Source organism: Ruegeria sp. AB6 (genome assembly GCF_056542685.1).
In genome coordinates this window covers 48,581-64,855 of the sequence record NZ_JBQGAD010000005.1, presented here as the reverse complement: position 1 = coordinate 64,855, position 16,275 = coordinate 48,581, and the positions used below count along the sequence as shown (strand labels likewise).

Genomic DNA, 16,275 nt, shown 5'->3' with positions numbered 1-16,275 from the left:
TTTTGGGGTGCGAATGTATTGGCCACCGCGCCAACCTGGCGCGATGGCATTCAGAGGTCGATCCGCTTAGTTCGCGCTGAGGATCGCGTAAAAGCGGGTGAAAACCATATCCTCGTCTGCATTGTCGATATGGCACGAGGCACAGGCCTCGATTGGGGCGGCGGCGGTTTCGGCATAGGGTGGGGCATGGTGGCCAAAGTTGAAATAGCCCCAGTTGTTACTTTCCGCAAAGCGCGAGGAATCCTTGACCGCGATGTCGATGCCGTTGAACCCGGCCGGGAAATAGCCCTGTCCCGACACCTCAAGCCGCGATCCGTCCGCTTCCTCGCCGGGTTGGGTCAGTTGCAGCTCTTTTAACAAGATAGTGCCTTCGGGAAATTCCCCGGTTTCCTTGTACTGAGCATAGGCCGTCGGATGCATGTAGACATTGTGGTATTCCGGGAACCCGGCCTGCCCGCCGTTTAGTGCGTTCGGCGTCAGGGGTGAGCCCAGGAACACCCATTCCCTGTAGCCTGTTGGTAGAACCAGTTGACCATCCTCGGTCCATTGAGGCTGCCAGTCGTCGGACACTTGCGCGTTGACCGACGTGCTGAACTGACTGATCCCAAGCGCTGCAACACCCATCGCTGCGCCCAATGTTAGGATTTTCAATACTCTCATGGCTGATGTCCTCTTGCTTGGAAATTTTCGTCGCCCGGAAATTTGGAACGGGTTTATGTGACACCAGCCTATCCAAGCCGGCCCGGCGTCAAATTGCGTGTCATTCGGAAAAAGATGCAGATCGTTCAGCCTCACGAGCTTATCAGCAAAAACAGCGGTGATTTGACTGCCCGTGCGCATATTGGGCGCACGCATTCTTGCGATGCCCGCGTCCATTTGCCCTGACCTTGTCTGAGTGAAAAATATTGCAGTGTCAAAATTTATCGATAAAAAATGGCTGCAACCTCGGGTTACATGAAAGATTATAGATAAAATGCAGACCCAACCAAACTCGTGGACACGTGACGCGGCTCAGGCGCTGTATGATCTGCCGCTGTTGGATCTTCTGTTTCGCTCCCAGACAGTGCATCGCGCCAATTTCGATCCCAACAAGGTCCAGACCTCGAAACTGCTGTCGATCAAGACCGGAGGCTGCGCCGAGGACTGTGCCTATTGCTCGCAATCGGCGCGCAACGGGTCCAAGCTGTCGGCCTCGAAACTGATTGAGGTCGAGCGCGTTCTGTCCGAGGCCCGCAAGGCGAAAGAGGGCGGCGCGACCCGGTTCTGCATGGGGGCCGCGTGGCGCGAGCCCAAGGACCGCGACATGGCTGCGCTGGTCGCTATGGTCGAAGGCGTGCGCGACATGGGGATGGAATCCTGCATGACGCTGGGCATGCTGAGTGACACGCAGGTGGTGCAGCTGCGCAATGCAGGGCTGGATTACTACAACCACAATATCGACACGTCCGAGCGCTATTATTCCGAAGTGATCACCACCCGGACCTTTGCCGACCGGATCGACACGATGAACCGGGTGCAAGAGGCGGGGATCAAAGTGTGCTCGGGCGGGATTCTGGGCATGGGTGAGGGCGTTCAGGACCGCATGGACATGCTGGTGACGCTGGCCAACATGGCGCCTGCGCCGGATTCGGTTCCGATCAACATGCTTATGCCGCAGCAGGATACACCGCTGGCCGATGCCAAGCCGATTGACCCGATCGACTTTGTGCGGGTGATCGCTGTGGCGCGGATCATGATGCCGCAATCCTATGTCCGCCTGTCTGCCGGGCGCAGCGACATGAGCGATGAGCTGCAGGCGATGTGTTTCTTTGCCGGTGCGAACTCGATCTTCGTGGGGGAAACGCTGCTGACGGCGGAAAACCCTGAGGAAGACACCGACGCGGTTCTTTTTGCCAAGCTGGGGCTTCAGGCCGAGGTCGCGGCGCAGGACAGTCGGGCTGACGCGGCCGAATGACGGTTACGGCGCGCTTGTCCTCGATGCTTGAGGTGCTGGACAACCGACATCGTCGGCGGGTGTTGTCACCGCGCCGGGGGTTGGATTTCGCGTCGAACGACTATCTGGGGCTGGCGCAGTCGCCCGAATTGGCCGAGGCCGCGCAGCAAGCGCTGTCGCGCGGGGTGCCGTTGGGGTCGGGCGGGTCGCGCCTGTTGCGTGGCAACCACCCCGAGCACGAGGCTTTGGAGCAGTTCGCTGCCAGTTTTTTTGGGGCCGAGGCCGCGCTGTTCATGGGTGGCGGGTTTCAGGCCAATCAGGCCATCTTTTCCAACCTCCCCGCCGCGGGGGATCTGATCCTGCATGACGCTTTGGTCCATGCCAGCGCGTTCGAAGGGATGCGCACCGGGCGTGCCGACACACGGGGCTTTGCTCATAATGACTTGGCCGATGCGCGCCGGGTTCTGACGCAATGGCGCACCGAGGGTGGTTCGGGTCAAGTTTGGGTTGCGGTCGAAAGTGTCTATTCGATGGAAGGCGATCTGGCCCCGTTGGTCGATTTCGCAACGCTGGCGCGGGACCACGATGCGGTGCTGGTGGTGGATGAGGCCCACGCAACGGGCGTCTTTGGTCCACAGGGCCGGGGTCTGACGCATGGGCTGGACGCGGATGTGCTGACCTTGCACACCTGCGGCAAGGGTTTGGGTGTTTCCGGTGGGTTGATCTGCGGTCCGCGTGTGATGATCGACACTTTGATCAATCGCGCGCGCCCGTTCATTTTTGCCACCGCCCCGTCGCCCTTTAATGCAGCCCTCGTGCGGGCCGCGCTTGAGCTGCTGACCAACGACCCGATTTGGACGCAGCAGGCGCAGGACCGGATCGCGCATGCCCATTCGGTGGCGCATAGTGCTGGGATCGCGCCGCAAGCTCTGACCAGTCAGATTATCCCCGTCATTCTAGGTGATGACGCCAGCACCATGGCAACGGCGGCGCGCTTGCAGGAACAAGGTTTTGATATCCGCGGCATCCGCCCGCCGACCGTGCCGAAGGGCACGTCGCGGTTGCGAATCTCGATCACCGGGAATGTCACCAAATCCGAGATCAGCGCCTTGTTCGAAACACTGTCGCGCTACCGGAAGGAGGCCGCATGAGCACTCTGGTCGTCACCGGCACCGATACAGGTGTGGGCAAGACCGTCCTGTCCGCCGGGCTGGCCGCTGCCCTTGGGGCCAGCTATTGGAAGCCGGTCCAGTCCGGGTTGGAAGAGGCGACGGATACCGAAACCGTGCAGGCCCTGTCTGGCGCGCCGATCCTGCCCGAGGCGTATCGGCTGAACCTGCCCGCCTCGCCGCATCTGTCGGCCGAGGATATGGGGGTTGAGATCGACCTTGACCGGCTGGCACTGCCCAAAGTTGCCGGCCCGTTGGTTGTGGAAGGGGCGGGCGGCGTGATGGTGCCCCTGACCCGGCAGCATTTCTTTCTGGACTTGTTTGCCCGTTGGCAGGCCCCGGTCGTTCTGGCGGGGCGCACGGCTTTGGGCACGATCAACCACACCGCGCTGTCGTTGCGCGCCTTGCGGGGCGCGGGTGTCGACGTGGTCGGCGTGGCATTCATCGGAGACGCCGAGCCGGATGTCGAACAGACCATTGTCGAGATGTGCGAGACGCGCCATCTGGGACGGCTGCCGGTTCTTAACACCGTGACGCGTGCCTCTGTGGCTGATGCGATGGCGGGGATGGACCTGACCACGATACGGGGTGCGCTGTGACCCCATTGGATTTTGACGCGCGCCACCTGTGGCATCCTTATACCAACGTCCTGGATCCGGGGCCTATGCACCTGATCTCTTCGGCTGAGGGCGTCTGGCTGACGCGCGAGGACGGCGGTAAGATGATCGACGCCATGTCATCTTGGTGGTGTGCGGTGCACGGCCATCGTCACCCGGCCATCATCGCAGCGATGCAGACGCAGTTGGATCACTTGCCCCATGTCATGTTCGGCGGCTTGACGCATACGCCCGCGATTGAGCTGGGCAAGCGGCTGATCGACATGCTGCCCGATGGATTGGACCGGATTTTCTACAGCGACAGCGGCTCGGTCGCGATCGAGGTCGCGTTGAAGATGGCTGTGCAGTACCAGATGGCCAAGGGTCATTCGGGCCGGACTGAATTTGCCACGATCCGGGGCGGATATCACGGTGATACATGGAAAGCGATGAGCGTCTGCGATCCAGTCAATGGAATGCATGGGCTGTTCCGGGGGGCGATGTCGATCCAGCATTTCCTGCCCCGGCCCTCTGTGGCGTTGGGACAGGACTGGCCGGAGAATCCGGCGTTGAATGGGCTTGCCGCTCTGGAAGAGTTGCTGGACCGTCAGGGCGCCCGGATCGCCGCGTTGATCCTTGAGCCGGTGGTACAGGGTGCTGGCGGTATGTATTTCTATCACCCGTCCTGGCTGAAAGGCGCGCGCGAGCTGTGTTCGGCCCATGGGGTGTTGCTGATCTTTGACGAGATCGCCACCGGGTTTGGGCGGACGGGTCAGCTTTTTGCCATGCAGCATGCGGATGTGGTGCCGGATATCCTGTGCGTGGGCAAGGCGCTGACCGGCGGTCATATCACTCTGGCTGCCACAATTGCGACCGAAGCCGTTGCGTGCGGGATTGGCGAAAGCGAAGCCAGCGTGTTGATGCACGGGCCAACCTATATGGCCAACCCGCTGGCTTGCGCCGCGGCCATCGCCAGCCTTGACCAGTTGCAACAGCGCGACTGGTATCTCGAGGTCAGCGCGATTGCCAAGCAGATGGAGCATGAGCTTGCGCCCGCGCGCGACATTCCGGGCGTAGCTGATGTACGGGTTCTGGGCGCAATCGGCGTGATCGAGATGGAGCAACCGGTTGACCCTCGGGTCGCGCATGTACAAGCGCTCGACACTGATGTTTGGCTGCGCCCCTTTGCGCGCAATATCTACTGTATGCCGCCATTCGTGATCTCGGGCGATGAGTTGAGCCGGGTGACGGCGGCTATGGTCGATCTGGCGCGGGGCGAGGCATGAAGGCGGTCTGGCTGTCCCGGTCGGGTACGGAAAACCTGTCACTGGTGTTTGGTGGTTGGGCGCTGGGGCCAGCCCCGTTTGCCGGGCTGGAGGGTGGCGGGGATGTTCTGTTTGTCGACGACTATACTCAGCTTGATGCCGAGTTGCCCGAACTGGCCGATTATGACCGGCTCGATGTGCTGGCGTTTTCCTTCGGTGTCGCCTCGGCTGTGCACTGGTTAGAGGGGGCGGGGGTCAACCCGGATCGTCTGGTTGCGGTCAGCGGCACCTTGTTTCCGGCGGATGCGGAAAAAGGCATCGCGCCTGACATGATCAACGCCACTGCCGACAATCTGAGCGCGGCTAGCTTTGCCAAGTTCTGCCGCCGCGCCGGGTTCGAAGGACCAGCACCGCAGATTGACATCCATGCGGCGCAAGCGGAACTGCGTGCGATCCTTCAGCGCGGCCCCGCTCTGGCGCGTCGGTTTGACCGAGTGTGGATTCCGCACCAAGACCGGATCATCCCCACCAAGGCGCAAGAGGCGGCGTGGCAGAGCTCGGCCATTCGGCGCATTGACGGCCCGCATGTTCCGTTTCGAGCGGGTCAAAGCTGGGCAGAGTGGTTGGCATGAACGCATTGATCACAGACCGGGTACAACGCAGTTTTAGCCGCAGCTTCGGGAGCTACCACGACGCGGCGGGCCAGCAAGCGCAGATTGCGGCGGATTTGGTCGATGCCCTGCGAATCCATGGCGCGCCCGACAAGTTTACCCATGGGTTAGAGTTGGGGTGCGGCACAGGCCACCTGACCCAAAGGTTGAAGGAAACTTTCCAGTTTCAGTCGCTGACGCTCAATGACCTTGCGCCTGAGGCTGAAAAAACGGCAACGGACGCAGATGCATCTTTCCTGTGCGGTGACGCCCAGCAGATCATGTGGCCAAATGAAGTCGATCTGATCTGCTCGGCCTCGATGATCCAGTGGTTTGAGGACCCGGCGATTCTGATGCAACGCATAGCAAATTGGCTGCAACCCGGAGGGTGGATGGCTGTTTCGGGCTTTGGTCAGACGCAGTTTCAAGAGCTGGCCCAAGTCGGCTCCAACGCTGGTGCGCCGGGCCTGTGCCAGCCCGAAGAGCTGTCCGCTGCCGTCCGCGATGAACTGGAGGTGGTTGCAACCGGTCATTCTATCCGGACACTACGGTTTGACTCGCCTCATGAGGTATTACGCCATTTGCGGAGCACCGGGGTGAACGGCCGCGCGCGCGCAACCTGGACCCGGTCGGATTTGCGGCGGTTTTCGGATGACTATGTCGCGCGTCACGGCAGCGACGGGACTGTGCCGCTGACCTATCACCCGATCTGGATCATCGCCCGCAAGCCGGACTGATCGCCCACCGGGATCACAGCGCTGTCACACAGGATTGACCCGTTGGTTACACACCTCCGTGCTAGGCAGGGCAGGCGCGCGTGTTTCCACCTGAATCTTCCGAACACAAAGGTCCCCAAATGATCAGAGCCGTCCTCATCTCCGCCAGCTTGCTACTCATCGCCGCCTGCGAAAGCGGCCCAAGTGGCGGCAGCGCTGAAAATCAAACTCAGGACTTCGAAGAGAGCTTCCGCAATCGTGGCAGCTGATGCCTGATGGCTGGGCCAGGTGGTTTCGGCCCAGCTTTTCCTGACCGTCTGCCCAAGACGGGATAGGGCATTCTGGTCGGTTTGCTTCCTGCGCGCGGCAGGTATGCGTGCCTCATTTCCGCTCTATACATCCCCGTCGTCTCTCGCTATGAGCGGCGCTTCGACGATGATCCGTGTGTTGGACGCTCTGAGGGTGACAGCATCACCAGAGCGAGCCGATCTATGAAACAGACATTGCAGGATGCGCTCACGCGCAAAGGATATGAAACGCTGACCCCGGTACAGCAGGCCGTGACCGCGCCCGAATTGCAGGGGCGCGACCTGTTGGTTTCCGCGCAAACGGGTTCGGGTAAGACCATCGGGTTTGGGCTGGCCATCGCGCCGACGCTTTTGGGTGAGGGCGATGTCTTTGACGCGGCCGCAGCACCTTTGGCGCTGGTGATTGCGCCTACGCGCGAGCTGGCGATGCAGGTAAAGCGCGAGCTGGCGTGGCTTTATGCTGATGCGGGGGCGTTTCTTGCCTCTTGCGTGGGCGGAATGGATATGCGCGACGAACGCCGCGCCTTGGCCCGAGGCGCGCATATCGTTGTCGCAACGCCGGGCCGGTTGCGCGATCATATCATGCGCGGTTCGATCGATCTGACTGATGTGCGGGCGGTGGTGCTGGACGAAGCTGACGAGATGCTGGATCTGGGCTTCCGCGAGGATCTGGAGTTCATTCTGGAACAAACGCCCGAGACGCGTCAGACGCTGCTGTTCTCGGCCACGGTGCCGCGCGCGATTGTCAGCCTTGCTGCGCGCTATCAACAGGACGCTGAACGGGTCAGCACGGTCAGCGAACGCACGCAGCACGCAGATATCGAATACCGTGCACTGAATGTGGCGCCGCGCGATGGCGAGAACGCGATCATCAACGTGTTGCGCTATTACGAAGCCCCGAACGCTATCGTCTTTTGCAACACGCGCGCCATGGTCAGCCGGTTGACGGCACGCTTGTCCAACCGGGGGTTCCCGGTTGTCGCTTTGTCGGGGGAGTTGACGCAGAGCGAACGCTCCAACGCGCTGCAAGCGATGCGCGATGGTCGTGCACGTGTCTGTGTGGCCACCGATGTCGCGGCGCGGGGGATCGACCTGCCGAACCTTGATCTGGTCGTTCACGCCGAACTGCCCAACAGTCACGAAACCCTGCTGCACCGCTCGGGCCGGACCGGTCGGGCAGGCCGCAAAGGGGTCAGTGCGCTGATCGTGCCCCCGGCGGCGTTCAAAAAGGCACAGCGCCTTTTGAAATTCGCCAAACTCACCGCCGAGTGGGGGGCTGCGCCCTCGGCCGAAGAGGTCAACGCGCAGGATTTGCAACGGATGTTTGCGTCCGACGACTGGCAGTCCGAGGTCCCCGAGACCGAGCGCGCCTCGGTCGAGCAACTGGTTGCGCGGTTCTCAGCAGAACAACTGGCCGCAGCTTACGTTCGCCAGTACACGCGCCAACATTCCGCGCCCGAAGAACTGGGCGAAGTCAGCGCGGCAACCAAACCCAGCGCCCCCTTTGGCCCCAGCGTCTGGTTTTCCCTGTCTGAGGGGCGCAATCAACATGCGTCACCGCGCTATGTTCTGCCGATGATCTGCAAGGCCGGGAACATCACGAAATCCGATATAGGCGCGATCCGCATTGCCGACGATGTGACCTATATCGAAATCCGCGAAAGCAGCGTGCCCGGTTTTATCGAAGCCATTGGGCCCGAGATGAAGGTCGAAGGAGCGAAAGAGATCGTTCGACTGGACACGGCCCCAGACCTGTCGCGACCCGCAAAACCGGGCCCCAAACGTGGGATGAAGGACAAGAAACGGGGAAAAACTGAGCGTCCGGAGCGTCTGGTCGAACCGCTACCGGCAAAGACGCGGAAGAAGGACACACCCAAACCTGCGGACAAGGGAAAAGCCGATCCCAAACCCAAGCGCAGCAAGGCCGGGGACGCCTGGGCAGGCAAGACACCGGATCGCCGCCCCAAAGGTCCTCCGCCGCCAAAAGGCAAGCCCAACAGCAAGAAGAACCGCGCGCGGGCCGCGGCGGCCAAGGGCGGCAATGCGGTTCCGAAACGCCGGACGTAAACTGGGGCGTTAATCGCGCTGCGAAGCCCCTTTGCAAAAGTTGTGATCGGTTCTGAGGCTATTCTTCTTGCAATAGTCTGTGTGTTGATGTGCAATCGCGTTCTGATTGTACAAATGCTATTCAACTGGTTGGAAAGAGATGTCGAGCATTCTCATTTGGTCGAGCGTTTTTCTTCGGGCCGGTACAGCAGGGCAAAACGCAAAGCGCTGGATGGTCAACTATCTGCGCGGCCAAGTCCCGGCTTCGTCGGGCAAGGTATTTCTTAGGGAAGGAAGTCCGGTTTGACCAAATCAGAACTAGTAGCAATTTCAGTTTCCGTCGCGGCTCTCGCTCTGTCCGGATTTACAGCATATAAGCAACTTGATCGCGATGACCGGGCGATAGAAGCCAGCGTCCTTACAAGTCAAATTGACGCTTGCATTAAGCTTTACGCACATCATAGTACAAAGGGAACACCTGCACGGGCGAAAGAGGCCATAGACGCCGCACGCTCGTTTACAAATTGTCTAGCGGCTAAAGATATGAAGGCGTGTCGCGAGAGCGAAATTTTGGCTCGATCAGGACATATGTGCGTGGGAAATGGCTCATGAAACCAGCAATATCCTCAGTGGTGTACAAGAAATTCGGCTTTCTCATTCTTTTGGCAATCGCTTATAACGTTCGTGTTCACGTGAATGGAGGTAGTCTGGGGCTAATTATCATTTTGGCCGTATTTGGTTTTGCTGCACTCTTTTTCTCCAACAAAGCTAAAAGCGAGTAGTTGCGAGAAGTTCACGATAATGAGCAGGCTAGTGGATAGAATAGTGATGCTCATCAAGGAATTCTGCGCGCCTTACTCTGGCCCCCTGAAGCTTCTGATTTGTCTAAGCCCTGCATTTGTCTTCAAATTTATGTATCCAGACATCTACTATTCTTCCGGGTGGTCCGGAAATGCGGATTTTGGAGTATATGTCGCTTTGCCGTTCTCCTTGTGCGCACTGATCTGGGATTTTGTTAAGCGGAAACAGCAGTCCATCAGAAGGCAAGCTGTAGACGACCAAAAGGAGGCAGGCTTGCCCTAGCCCCCGGACCGCCGCATATCCACCATATGCACGTCCTCTGTCTCACCTGTCTTGGCTGCTATCAGACGGGAATGACCCGCGAGCCAAAGGCTATTGAGGCGCATAAGAAGGCCAGCCGATCCCCAGTCAGGTGCAGCAGGTGAGGACTACGCGGAACCTCCGACTAGTTCAAACCGACCCTATCGTTTTGCGTGGATGTGAAGCCTAACCGGCAGAGTGAGAAAATCACGGATTCTTAGGAGTGTCCCTAACATGTGAGGAAAACTCGGCAAGTTGGGAAGACGTGAAATCAGCGTAAGTGTTTAATACTATTGGTCGGAGTGAGAGGATTCGAACCTCCGACCCCTGCCTCCCGAAGACAGTGCTCTACCAGGCTGAGCTACACTCCGACCGTGGCGGCGGGTCTATACCCGGCAATTTGGATGTGCAAGAGGGATTTTGCGGTTTCAAACCCCGCGCTCATTGCCGCGATTGGTGTCAGGGCAGGGCGTCCGTGTGGTAGAGGCGGATTTTGGTGCCGCCGTGGTCAACCACTGGTCCGGGCGGCAGCAAAGGCAGGCGGGTTGCGCGGGCAAGCCCCGCATTGCTGGTCACGATCCCCACGCGCCAGCCGCTGAAGCGGGACGCAAGCACTTTGCCTAACGCCCCGTAGAGAGAGCGCAGGCGTTTTTCATCGCCGATTCGTGCACCATAGGGCGGGTTGACGATGACAAGACCGGCGTCGCCGGGTGGGGGCTTGATGTCGCTGACGGCGCGGGTTTGGAACTTTGTGACCTCACTCACTCCGGCCTGCGTCGCATTGGCTTGGGCGGCTTCAACCGCGCCCGAATTGCGGTCGGAGCCGGAGAAAACAAGATCGGTTTCGGACATATCCCCGTTGGCGCGTAGATCGCCCCAAGCGGCAGGGTCGAACCCGGCAAGGTCTTCGAAGGCAAAGCTGCGGCCGCGGCCGGGGTTCAGCCCCAAGGCGATCTCGGCGGCTTCGATGACGAAGGTGCCGGAGCCACACATCGGGTCCAGGACCGGTTCGGATCCGGTGTATCCGCACTCGCGCAGGAACATTGCGGCCATGGTCTCGCGCATGGGGGCTTTGGCAACTACCGGTTTGTGGCCGCGTTTGTGCAGCGGCTCGCCGGATGTATCGACTGAAAAAGTGCAGATATCCTTTTCAATGCGTAGCAGGACCCGCAGGGTGGCATCGCCCGAGATTGGCGCGCCGAGAGTTTCGGTAATTGCGTGCTCGACCCGCTGCTTTGCGGCGCCTGCATGGTAGATACGGGATTTGCGGCTGGTCGCCTCGACTTTGACCGGCACATCGGGGCGCAGAAAATCTGACCATGGAAACTTGCGGGCACGTTTGTCGAGCTGGGCCAGGTGAACGGCAGGAAAGCTACCGATGCGCAGCAAGACCTTGTTGGCACCCCGCAGACACAGATTGGCGCGCCAGACATCGGTCCATCCGCCGCGCAGGCTGACACCACCGGGTACGATTCTGGCGTTTTCGAATCCGTTTTCGACAGTCTCGGCCAGTAAAGGGGTCTCGAGGCCGGGCGTGGCCACCAGAAATATCTCGAATTTGTCGCTTTGTTCCATTTTGGGTGCTTACACCGGATGCGATCCGGGTGCGACATGCATTTTCCACGCGTCGAAACTGCGCAACATGATAGGAATGTGACAATTACTTGCGGCTTTGAGCGGTAACAGGTTTGCGTTTATGACCATCCCCGCGTAAAGGGTCCATGATCGAAAATATGCCTGCGGATTTTGGACCGTTTTCGGCGCTTTTGCGACGGAGATCCCGAAAAACCGTGCTATTGCAGGATTCCGAAAGGACGTCGGCAGAGTTGGCGCAGACAAAGAGGCTTGGAAGACCGTAGCGACATGCAAACTTTCAAACTGAAAAAAGGGTTCGAGCTGCCGGTGCTGGGTGCGCCGGATCAGACGATTCATCCTGGACCCGAGTTTTCGACCGTCGGAGTTCTGGGCGGCGACTATATTGGCCTGAAACCCAAGATGCTGGTACAAGAGGGTGACGACGTCCAGCGCGGCACGCCCCTGTTTAGTCACAAAGACGCGCCCGATGCGATGATGGTAGCGCCAATGACCGGCAAGGTCGTCGCAGTCAATCGCGGTGCTCGGCGCGTGCTGCAAAGCGTCGTGATCGAGGTGTCAGACCCCAATGACACCGGGGTTGATTTCTCGGGCACCGGGAATGCCGACAGCGCCGAGGGCGTGACGGCCAAGCTGTGTGCTGCGGGTCTTTGGACGGCCTTCCGAACGCGGCCCTATTCCAAAATGCCGACACCCGGCACCACACCTGCAGCGATTTTCGTGACGGCGATGGACAGTGAGCCTCTGGCGGGTGATGCAGCCGTGATCATCGCTGACGCAGGGGATGCTTTCGCTGCGGGTCTGGCGGCGGTCGCGAACCTGACCGAAGGCAAGACCTATCTGTGCCACAAAGAGGGTGACTCGGTACCGGGCGCCGATGTGCCAGGAATTGAAGCCGCCGCATTCGCAGGGCCGCACCCGTCGGGGCTGGCGGGGACGCATATCCATTTCCTCGAGCCGCTGGCAGGGGACAAGCAGGTCTGGACCATCGGGTATCAGGACGTCATCGCCATTGGTCGCCTGATGCAGACCGGCCATCTGGATCCCAATATCGTGGTCGCTCTGACCGGTCCGGGCGCGCGTCAGCCGCGCTTAATCCGCACGGTCATGGGCGCGTCGACCGACGATCTGACCCGCGACGAGGTTGATGTGGACGGGACGCCCCGGATTATCTCGGGCTCGATCCTGTCAGGTGCACAGGCTGAAGGCCCGACCGCTTATCTGGGTCGCTTTGCGCGGCAGGTTTCGATCATCCGTGAAGATCACGATCAACACACGATGGGTTGGATTCTTCCGATGCCGTCGAAATTCGCCGTACAGCCCGTGTTAGGCTCGGCCTTTGCGAAAAAGCTGTATGCGTTCACTTCAAACCTGAACGGCGGCCGTCGTGCGATGGTGCCGACGGGCGTGTTTGAAGAGCTGATGCCGCAGGACTATTTGCCAACGCAACTGCTGCGCGCATTGCTTGTCATGGACACGGACACGGCGCAGGCGTTGGGTGCGTTGGAGCTGGATGAAGAGGATTTGGGCCTTGTGGGCTTTGCCTGTCCGGCAAAATATGAATACGGGCTGGCGCTGCGCGACTGCCTGACCAAGATTGAAAAGGAGGGCTGATCCACATGGGTTTGCGCAGCTTCTTCGATCGGATTGAGCCGAACTTTACCAAGGGCGGCAAGTACGAGAAGTATTTCCCCATCTACGAGATGGTCGAAAGCTTTATCTACACTCCGAAAACCGTAACCACCGTGGCCCCGCATGCGCGGTCCTACGTGGATATGAAGCGGATCATGACCTATGTCGTGATCGCCACGATCCCCTGTATCCTGTGGGGGATGTGGAATACGGGCTATCAGGCGAACTCGGCGATTGCGACGCTTGGTCCGGATGCCGCGACCGGTTGGCGTATTGCTTTGCTGCAGATGTTCGGCATCTCGCTGGATCCGTCCAGCCTGTTTGCCAATGTGTTGCACGGGTTACTTTATTTCCTGCCGATCTACATCACGACGCTGGTCGCGGGTGGTATTTTCGAGGTCATCTTTGCCACCGTGCGCGGGCATGAGGTGAACGAGGGCTTTCTTGTCACATCGATGCTCTACACGCTGATCCTGCCGGCATCGACACCGCTGTGGCAGGTCGCTTTGGGCATCATCTTTGGCGTTGTCATCGGCAAAGAAGTATTTGGCGGCACCGGCAAGAACTTCCTCAACCCGGCATTGGTGGGGCGGGCGTTCTTGTATTTCGCTTATCCCGCGCAAATGTCGGGGGACTCGGTCTGGACTCCTGTGGATGGGTTCTCGGGCGCGACCGCGTTGGGGATCACCGCAGCCGAGGGCGTTCAGGCGCTGGCGGCCGACGGTATCACTTGGGCCAATGCGTTTTTCGGCACCATTCAGGGCAGTTTTGGCGAGACATCGACCCTGGCCTGTATGATCGGCCTGGCCTTCCTGCTGACAACGAAAATTGCCAACTACCGCCTGATCCTGGGCTGTTTGGCGGGGACCATCGGCTTTAGCCTGTTGCTGAACCTGATCGGGTCGGACACCAACCCGATGTTTGCGATGCCTTGGTACTGGCACATCGTTCTGGGCGGCTACGCCTTTGGTCTGGCTTTCATGGTCACCGAGCCGGTTTCCGCCAGCCACACTAACATGGGCCGCTATATCTACGGTGCGCTGATCGGTGTCATGGTTGTGATGATCCGCGTCATTAACCCTGCTTTCCCCGAAGGCATGATGCTGGCTATCCTCTTCGGAAACGTCTTTGCGCCGCTGATCGACTATTTCGTCGTGCAAGCCAACATCAAACGGAGGGCGCGTCGCCATGTCTGATACGCAGTCCCAAGAACCAAAGGGCGCGATTGCAAAATTTCTGGCCGCCTCGCCGGATTCTGTCGGTAAAACGATAATCGTCGCGGTCGCTGTCTGCCTTGTGGCCTCGATGGTCGTATCCGCCGCAGCGGTCAGCCTGCGCCCGGTGCAAGAAGCCAACGCGCTGAAGGACAAGCAGGTCAACGTTCTGCAAGTCGCCGGTGTCTATGAGCCGGGCGTCGATGTCTCCGAAGCGTTCGCTGCGTTCGAACCGCATGTACTTGAACTGTCGACGGGCGCTTTCGTCGACGATCAGTTCGACGCTGCCACGTTTGATGACATCGCTGCGGCCAGCGATCCCGACCTGAGCGTTGCGCTGGACAATGACCCGGCAGGTATTGGGCGTCAGTCTAAGTATCGCGTGATCTACCTGTTGCGCGACGATGCGGGCGAGTTGGACAAGGTGATCCTACCGCTGCATGGCTATGGCCTGTGGTCCACGCTCTATGGCTTTATCGCACTGGAGAACAACGGCAACGATATCTTCGGCCTGCAATTCTATCAGCATGGTGAGACGCCGGGCCTTGGGGCCGAGGTGGACAATCCGCGCTGGAAGGCACTGTGGAATGGAAAACGTCTGCGTGATGACGCGGGTGAGCTTCAGATCACCGTCGCCAAATCGCAGCCCGCCGCTGGCCCCGATTTTTACGTCGACGCGCTGGCCGGGGCGACGCTGACCTCGGTGGGTGTCGATAACCTTGTACGGTTCTGGATGGGAGATGCGGGTTACGCTCCGTTTCTGGCCAAACTGCAAGCAGGAGAATTCTGATGTCTCAGACTAAGAAAGAGATGCTGGTCGACCCGCTTGTCGACAATAACCCGATCACTCTGCAGGTGCTGGGCATCTGTTCGGCGCTGGCGGTGACCTCGTCACTGCAGGTCTCGATGGTGATGGCGCTGGCGGTGATCTTCGTGACCTCGTTCTCGTCCTTCTTTATCTCGTGCCTGCGCAACCAGATACCCGGCTCGATCCGGATCATCGTGCAGATGGTGATCATCGCCTCGCTGGTGATCCTGGTGGACCAGATCCTTAAGGCCTATGCGTTTGAGATCTCGAAAACCCTGTCGGTTTTTGTCGGCCTGATCATCACCAACTGTATCGTGATGGGCCGGGCTGAGGCGTTTGCGATGAAGAACCCGCCCGTCGCGTCGTTCATCGACGGCATGGGCAACGGTATGGGCTACGGCCTGATCCTGCTGCTGGTCGGCTTCATTCGTGAGCTATTCGGTGCCGGGTCGCTATTTGGCATCACCATTCTGGAGACCGTCAACAACGGTGGCTGGTACGTGCCCAACGGCATGCTGCTGCTGCCTCCGTCGGCGTTCTTCATCATCGGTCTGATCATCTGGGCCTTCCGCACATGGAAGCCGAACCAGGTGGAAGAGCGTGAGTACAAAATTCAGCAGGTAGAGGCCCACTGATGGAAGGTCTGATTTCACTGGCCGTAAAGGCCATCTTTGTCGAAAACCTTGCGCTCAGCTTCTTTCTGGGGATGTGTACCTTCATCGCCGTGTCCAAGAAGATTTCGACCGCGCTGGGTCTGGGCATCTCGGTCATGGTGGTGCAGGCCATCACCGTGCCTGCCAACAACCTGTTGCTGAACTATCTGCTGAAACCGGGCGCGCTGGCCTGGGCGGGATTCCCGGATGTGGACCTGACCTTCCTTGGCCTGATCTCATATATTGGCGTGATTGCAGCCATGGTTCAGATCCTTGAGATGGTTTTGGACAAGTATTTCCCGCCGCTTTACAACGCGCTGGGGATCTTCCTGCCGCTGATCACGGTGAACTGCGCCATTCTGGGTGGTTCGCTGTTCATGGTGGAGCGCGACTATAACTTTGCTGAGGCCGCGACTTATGGTCTGTCTTCCGGTTTTGGCTGGGCTTTGGCGATCACTGCGATGGCGGGTGTGCGCGAAAAGCTGAAATATTCGGATATCCCCGACGGCCTGCAAGGGCTTGGGATCACCTTCATCACCGCGGGTCTGATGGCGATGGCCTTCATGTCCTTCTCAGGCGTGAAACTGTAAG

The 16,275-nt window shown here is 59.5% G+C and carries 15 protein-coding genes and 1 tRNA gene; 13 read left to right on the top strand and 3 right to left on the bottom strand.

Translation table 11 applies throughout. From position 1 onward, the window contains the following. Nucleotides 1-66: 66 nt before the first annotated feature. A complete protein-coding gene (locus tag ACR0DB_RS12065; protein WP_480551134.1) occupies nucleotides 67-660 on the bottom strand; it encodes a cytochrome P460 family protein in 594 nt (197 codons plus the stop codon). A 313-nt stretch (nucleotides 661-973) separates the two neighbouring features. Here ACR0DB_RS12065 and bioB point away from each other — a divergent pair, with 313 nt between their 5' ends. The 8 genes from bioB (at nucleotide 974) to ACR0DB_RS12025 (ending at nucleotide 9,465) form a co-directional block, all read left to right on the top strand. Continuing rightward, nucleotides 974-1,954, top strand: coding sequence for a biotin synthase BioB (gene bioB, locus ACR0DB_RS12060; protein ID WP_480551132.1), 981 nt, complete (start codon nucleotides 974-976; stop codon nucleotides 1,952-1,954). Then, nucleotides 1,951-3,084, top strand: a complete 1,134-nt coding sequence (locus ACR0DB_RS12055; protein WP_480551130.1) for an 8-amino-7-oxononanoate synthase — start codon at nucleotides 1,951-1,953, stop codon at nucleotides 3,082-3,084. Before bioB ends, ACR0DB_RS12055 begins: the two co-directional genes overlap by 4 nt. Continuing rightward, on the top strand, nucleotides 3,081-3,701 hold the full coding sequence (gene bioD / locus ACR0DB_RS12050; RefSeq protein ID WP_480551128.1) for a dethiobiotin synthase: 621 nt from the start codon (nucleotides 3,081-3,083) through the stop codon (nucleotides 3,699-3,701). The genes ACR0DB_RS12055 and bioD overlap by 4 nt, the downstream gene beginning before the upstream one ends. Beyond that, nucleotides 3,698-4,984: an adenosylmethionine--8-amino-7-oxononanoate transaminase gene (bioA, locus tag ACR0DB_RS12045; protein ID WP_480551126.1), complete on the top strand. Its 1,287-nt coding sequence runs from the start codon at nucleotides 3,698-3,700 to the stop codon at nucleotides 4,982-4,984. Before bioD ends, bioA begins: the two co-directional genes overlap by 4 nt. Next, nucleotides 4,981-5,595, top strand: coding sequence for a pimeloyl-ACP methyl esterase BioG family protein (locus ACR0DB_RS12040; protein ID WP_480551124.1), 615 nt, complete (start codon nucleotides 4,981-4,983; stop codon nucleotides 5,593-5,595). Before bioA ends, ACR0DB_RS12040 begins: the two co-directional genes overlap by 4 nt. Next, nucleotides 5,592-6,350: a methyltransferase domain-containing protein gene (locus tag ACR0DB_RS12035; RefSeq protein WP_480551122.1), complete on the top strand. Its 759-nt coding sequence runs from the start codon at nucleotides 5,592-5,594 to the stop codon at nucleotides 6,348-6,350. The genes ACR0DB_RS12040 and ACR0DB_RS12035 overlap by 4 nt, the downstream gene beginning before the upstream one ends. A 470-nt stretch (nucleotides 6,351-6,820) precedes the next feature. Next, nucleotides 6,821-8,704 carry a DEAD/DEAH box helicase gene (locus ACR0DB_RS12030; protein ID WP_480551120.1) on the top strand — a complete coding sequence of 628 codons (1,884 nt, stop codon included), beginning with the start codon at nucleotides 6,821-6,823 and terminating at the stop codon, nucleotides 8,702-8,704. Between the two features lie 587 nt (nucleotides 8,705-9,291). Continuing rightward, a complete protein-coding gene (locus tag ACR0DB_RS12025; RefSeq protein ID WP_480551118.1) occupies nucleotides 9,292-9,465 on the top strand; it encodes a hypothetical protein in 174 nt (57 codons plus the stop codon). 613 nt (nucleotides 9,466-10,078) lie between these two features. Here the strand turns inward: ACR0DB_RS12025 and ACR0DB_RS12020 are convergent. After that, nucleotides 10,079-10,155 (bottom strand) — tRNA-Pro (locus tag ACR0DB_RS12020). 88 nt (nucleotides 10,156-10,243) lie between these two features. After that, nucleotides 10,244-11,359 carry a THUMP domain-containing class I SAM-dependent RNA methyltransferase gene (locus tag ACR0DB_RS12015; RefSeq protein ID WP_480551116.1) on the bottom strand — a complete coding sequence of 372 codons (1,116 nt, stop codon included), beginning with the start codon at nucleotides 11,357-11,359 and terminating at the stop codon, nucleotides 10,244-10,246. A gap of 288 nt (nucleotides 11,360-11,647) precedes the next feature. Here ACR0DB_RS12015 and ACR0DB_RS12010 point away from each other — a divergent pair, with 288 nt between their 5' ends. The 5 genes from ACR0DB_RS12010 to nqrE are packed head-to-tail and all read left to right on the top strand — an operon-like array spanning nucleotide 11,648 to nucleotide 16,274. Beyond that, nucleotides 11,648-12,991: a Na(+)-translocating NADH-quinone reductase subunit A gene (locus ACR0DB_RS12010; RefSeq protein WP_170773160.1), complete on the top strand. Its 1,344-nt coding sequence runs from the start codon at nucleotides 11,648-11,650 to the stop codon at nucleotides 12,989-12,991. 5 nt (nucleotides 12,992-12,996) lie between these two features. Next, entirely contained in the window at nucleotides 12,997-14,205 is a 1,209-nt protein-coding gene (locus ACR0DB_RS12005) for an NADH:ubiquinone reductase (Na(+)-transporting) subunit B (RefSeq protein WP_170356560.1), read from the top strand. Continuing rightward, entirely contained in the window at nucleotides 14,198-15,013 is an 816-nt protein-coding gene (locus ACR0DB_RS12000; protein ID WP_480551114.1) for a Na(+)-translocating NADH-quinone reductase subunit C, read from the top strand. The genes ACR0DB_RS12005 and ACR0DB_RS12000 overlap by 8 nt, the downstream gene beginning before the upstream one ends. Next, nucleotides 15,013-15,666 (top strand): NADH:ubiquinone reductase (Na(+)-transporting) subunit D, encoded by a 654-nt coding sequence (locus tag ACR0DB_RS11995; RefSeq protein ID WP_117873115.1) that lies wholly within the window; start codon nucleotides 15,013-15,015, stop codon nucleotides 15,664-15,666. The genes ACR0DB_RS12000 and ACR0DB_RS11995 overlap by 1 nt, the downstream gene beginning before the upstream one ends. Further along, entirely contained in the window at nucleotides 15,666-16,274 is a 609-nt protein-coding gene (gene nqrE / locus ACR0DB_RS11990; RefSeq protein ID WP_050603817.1) for an NADH:ubiquinone reductase (Na(+)-transporting) subunit E, read from the top strand. The genes ACR0DB_RS11995 and nqrE overlap by 1 nt, the downstream gene beginning before the upstream one ends. Nucleotide 16,275 lies beyond the last annotated feature (1 nt).

Coding starts and splice junctions, on each gene's coding strand:
- ACR0DB_RS12005 (WP_170356560.1), top strand. CDS start 12,997: ATGGGTTTGCGCAGCTTCTTCGATCGGATTGAGCCGAACTTTACCAAG.
- ACR0DB_RS12055 (WP_480551130.1), top strand. CDS start 1,951: ATGACGGTTACGGCGCGCTTGTCCTCGATGCTTGAGGTGCTGGACAAC.
- bioB (WP_480551132.1), top strand. CDS start 974: ATGCAGACCCAACCAAACTCGTGGACACGTGACGCGGCTCAGGCGCTG.
- ACR0DB_RS12000 (WP_480551114.1), top strand. CDS start 14,198: ATGTCTGATACGCAGTCCCAAGAACCAAAGGGCGCGATTGCAAAATTT.
- ACR0DB_RS12035 (WP_480551122.1), top strand. CDS start 5,592: ATGAACGCATTGATCACAGACCGGGTACAACGCAGTTTTAGCCGCAGC.
- ACR0DB_RS12015 (WP_480551116.1), bottom strand. CDS start 11,359: ATGGAACAAAGCGACAAATTCGAGATATTTCTGGTGGCCACGCCCGGC.
- ACR0DB_RS12030 (WP_480551120.1), top strand. CDS start 6,821: ATGAAACAGACATTGCAGGATGCGCTCACGCGCAAAGGATATGAAACG.
- ACR0DB_RS12025 (WP_480551118.1), top strand. CDS start 9,292: ATGAAACCAGCAATATCCTCAGTGGTGTACAAGAAATTCGGCTTTCTC.
- nqrE (WP_050603817.1), top strand. CDS start 15,666: ATGGAAGGTCTGATTTCACTGGCCGTAAAGGCCATCTTTGTCGAAAAC.
- ACR0DB_RS12010 (WP_170773160.1), top strand. CDS start 11,648: ATGCAAACTTTCAAACTGAAAAAAGGGTTCGAGCTGCCGGTGCTGGGT.
- ACR0DB_RS12065 (WP_480551134.1), bottom strand. CDS start 660: ATGAGAGTATTGAAAATCCTAACATTGGGCGCAGCGATGGGTGTTGCA.
- bioD (WP_480551128.1), top strand. CDS start 3,081: ATGAGCACTCTGGTCGTCACCGGCACCGATACAGGTGTGGGCAAGACC.
- ACR0DB_RS11995 (WP_117873115.1), top strand. CDS start 15,013: ATGTCTCAGACTAAGAAAGAGATGCTGGTCGACCCGCTTGTCGACAAT.
- ACR0DB_RS12040 (WP_480551124.1), top strand. CDS start 4,981: ATGAAGGCGGTCTGGCTGTCCCGGTCGGGTACGGAAAACCTGTCACTG.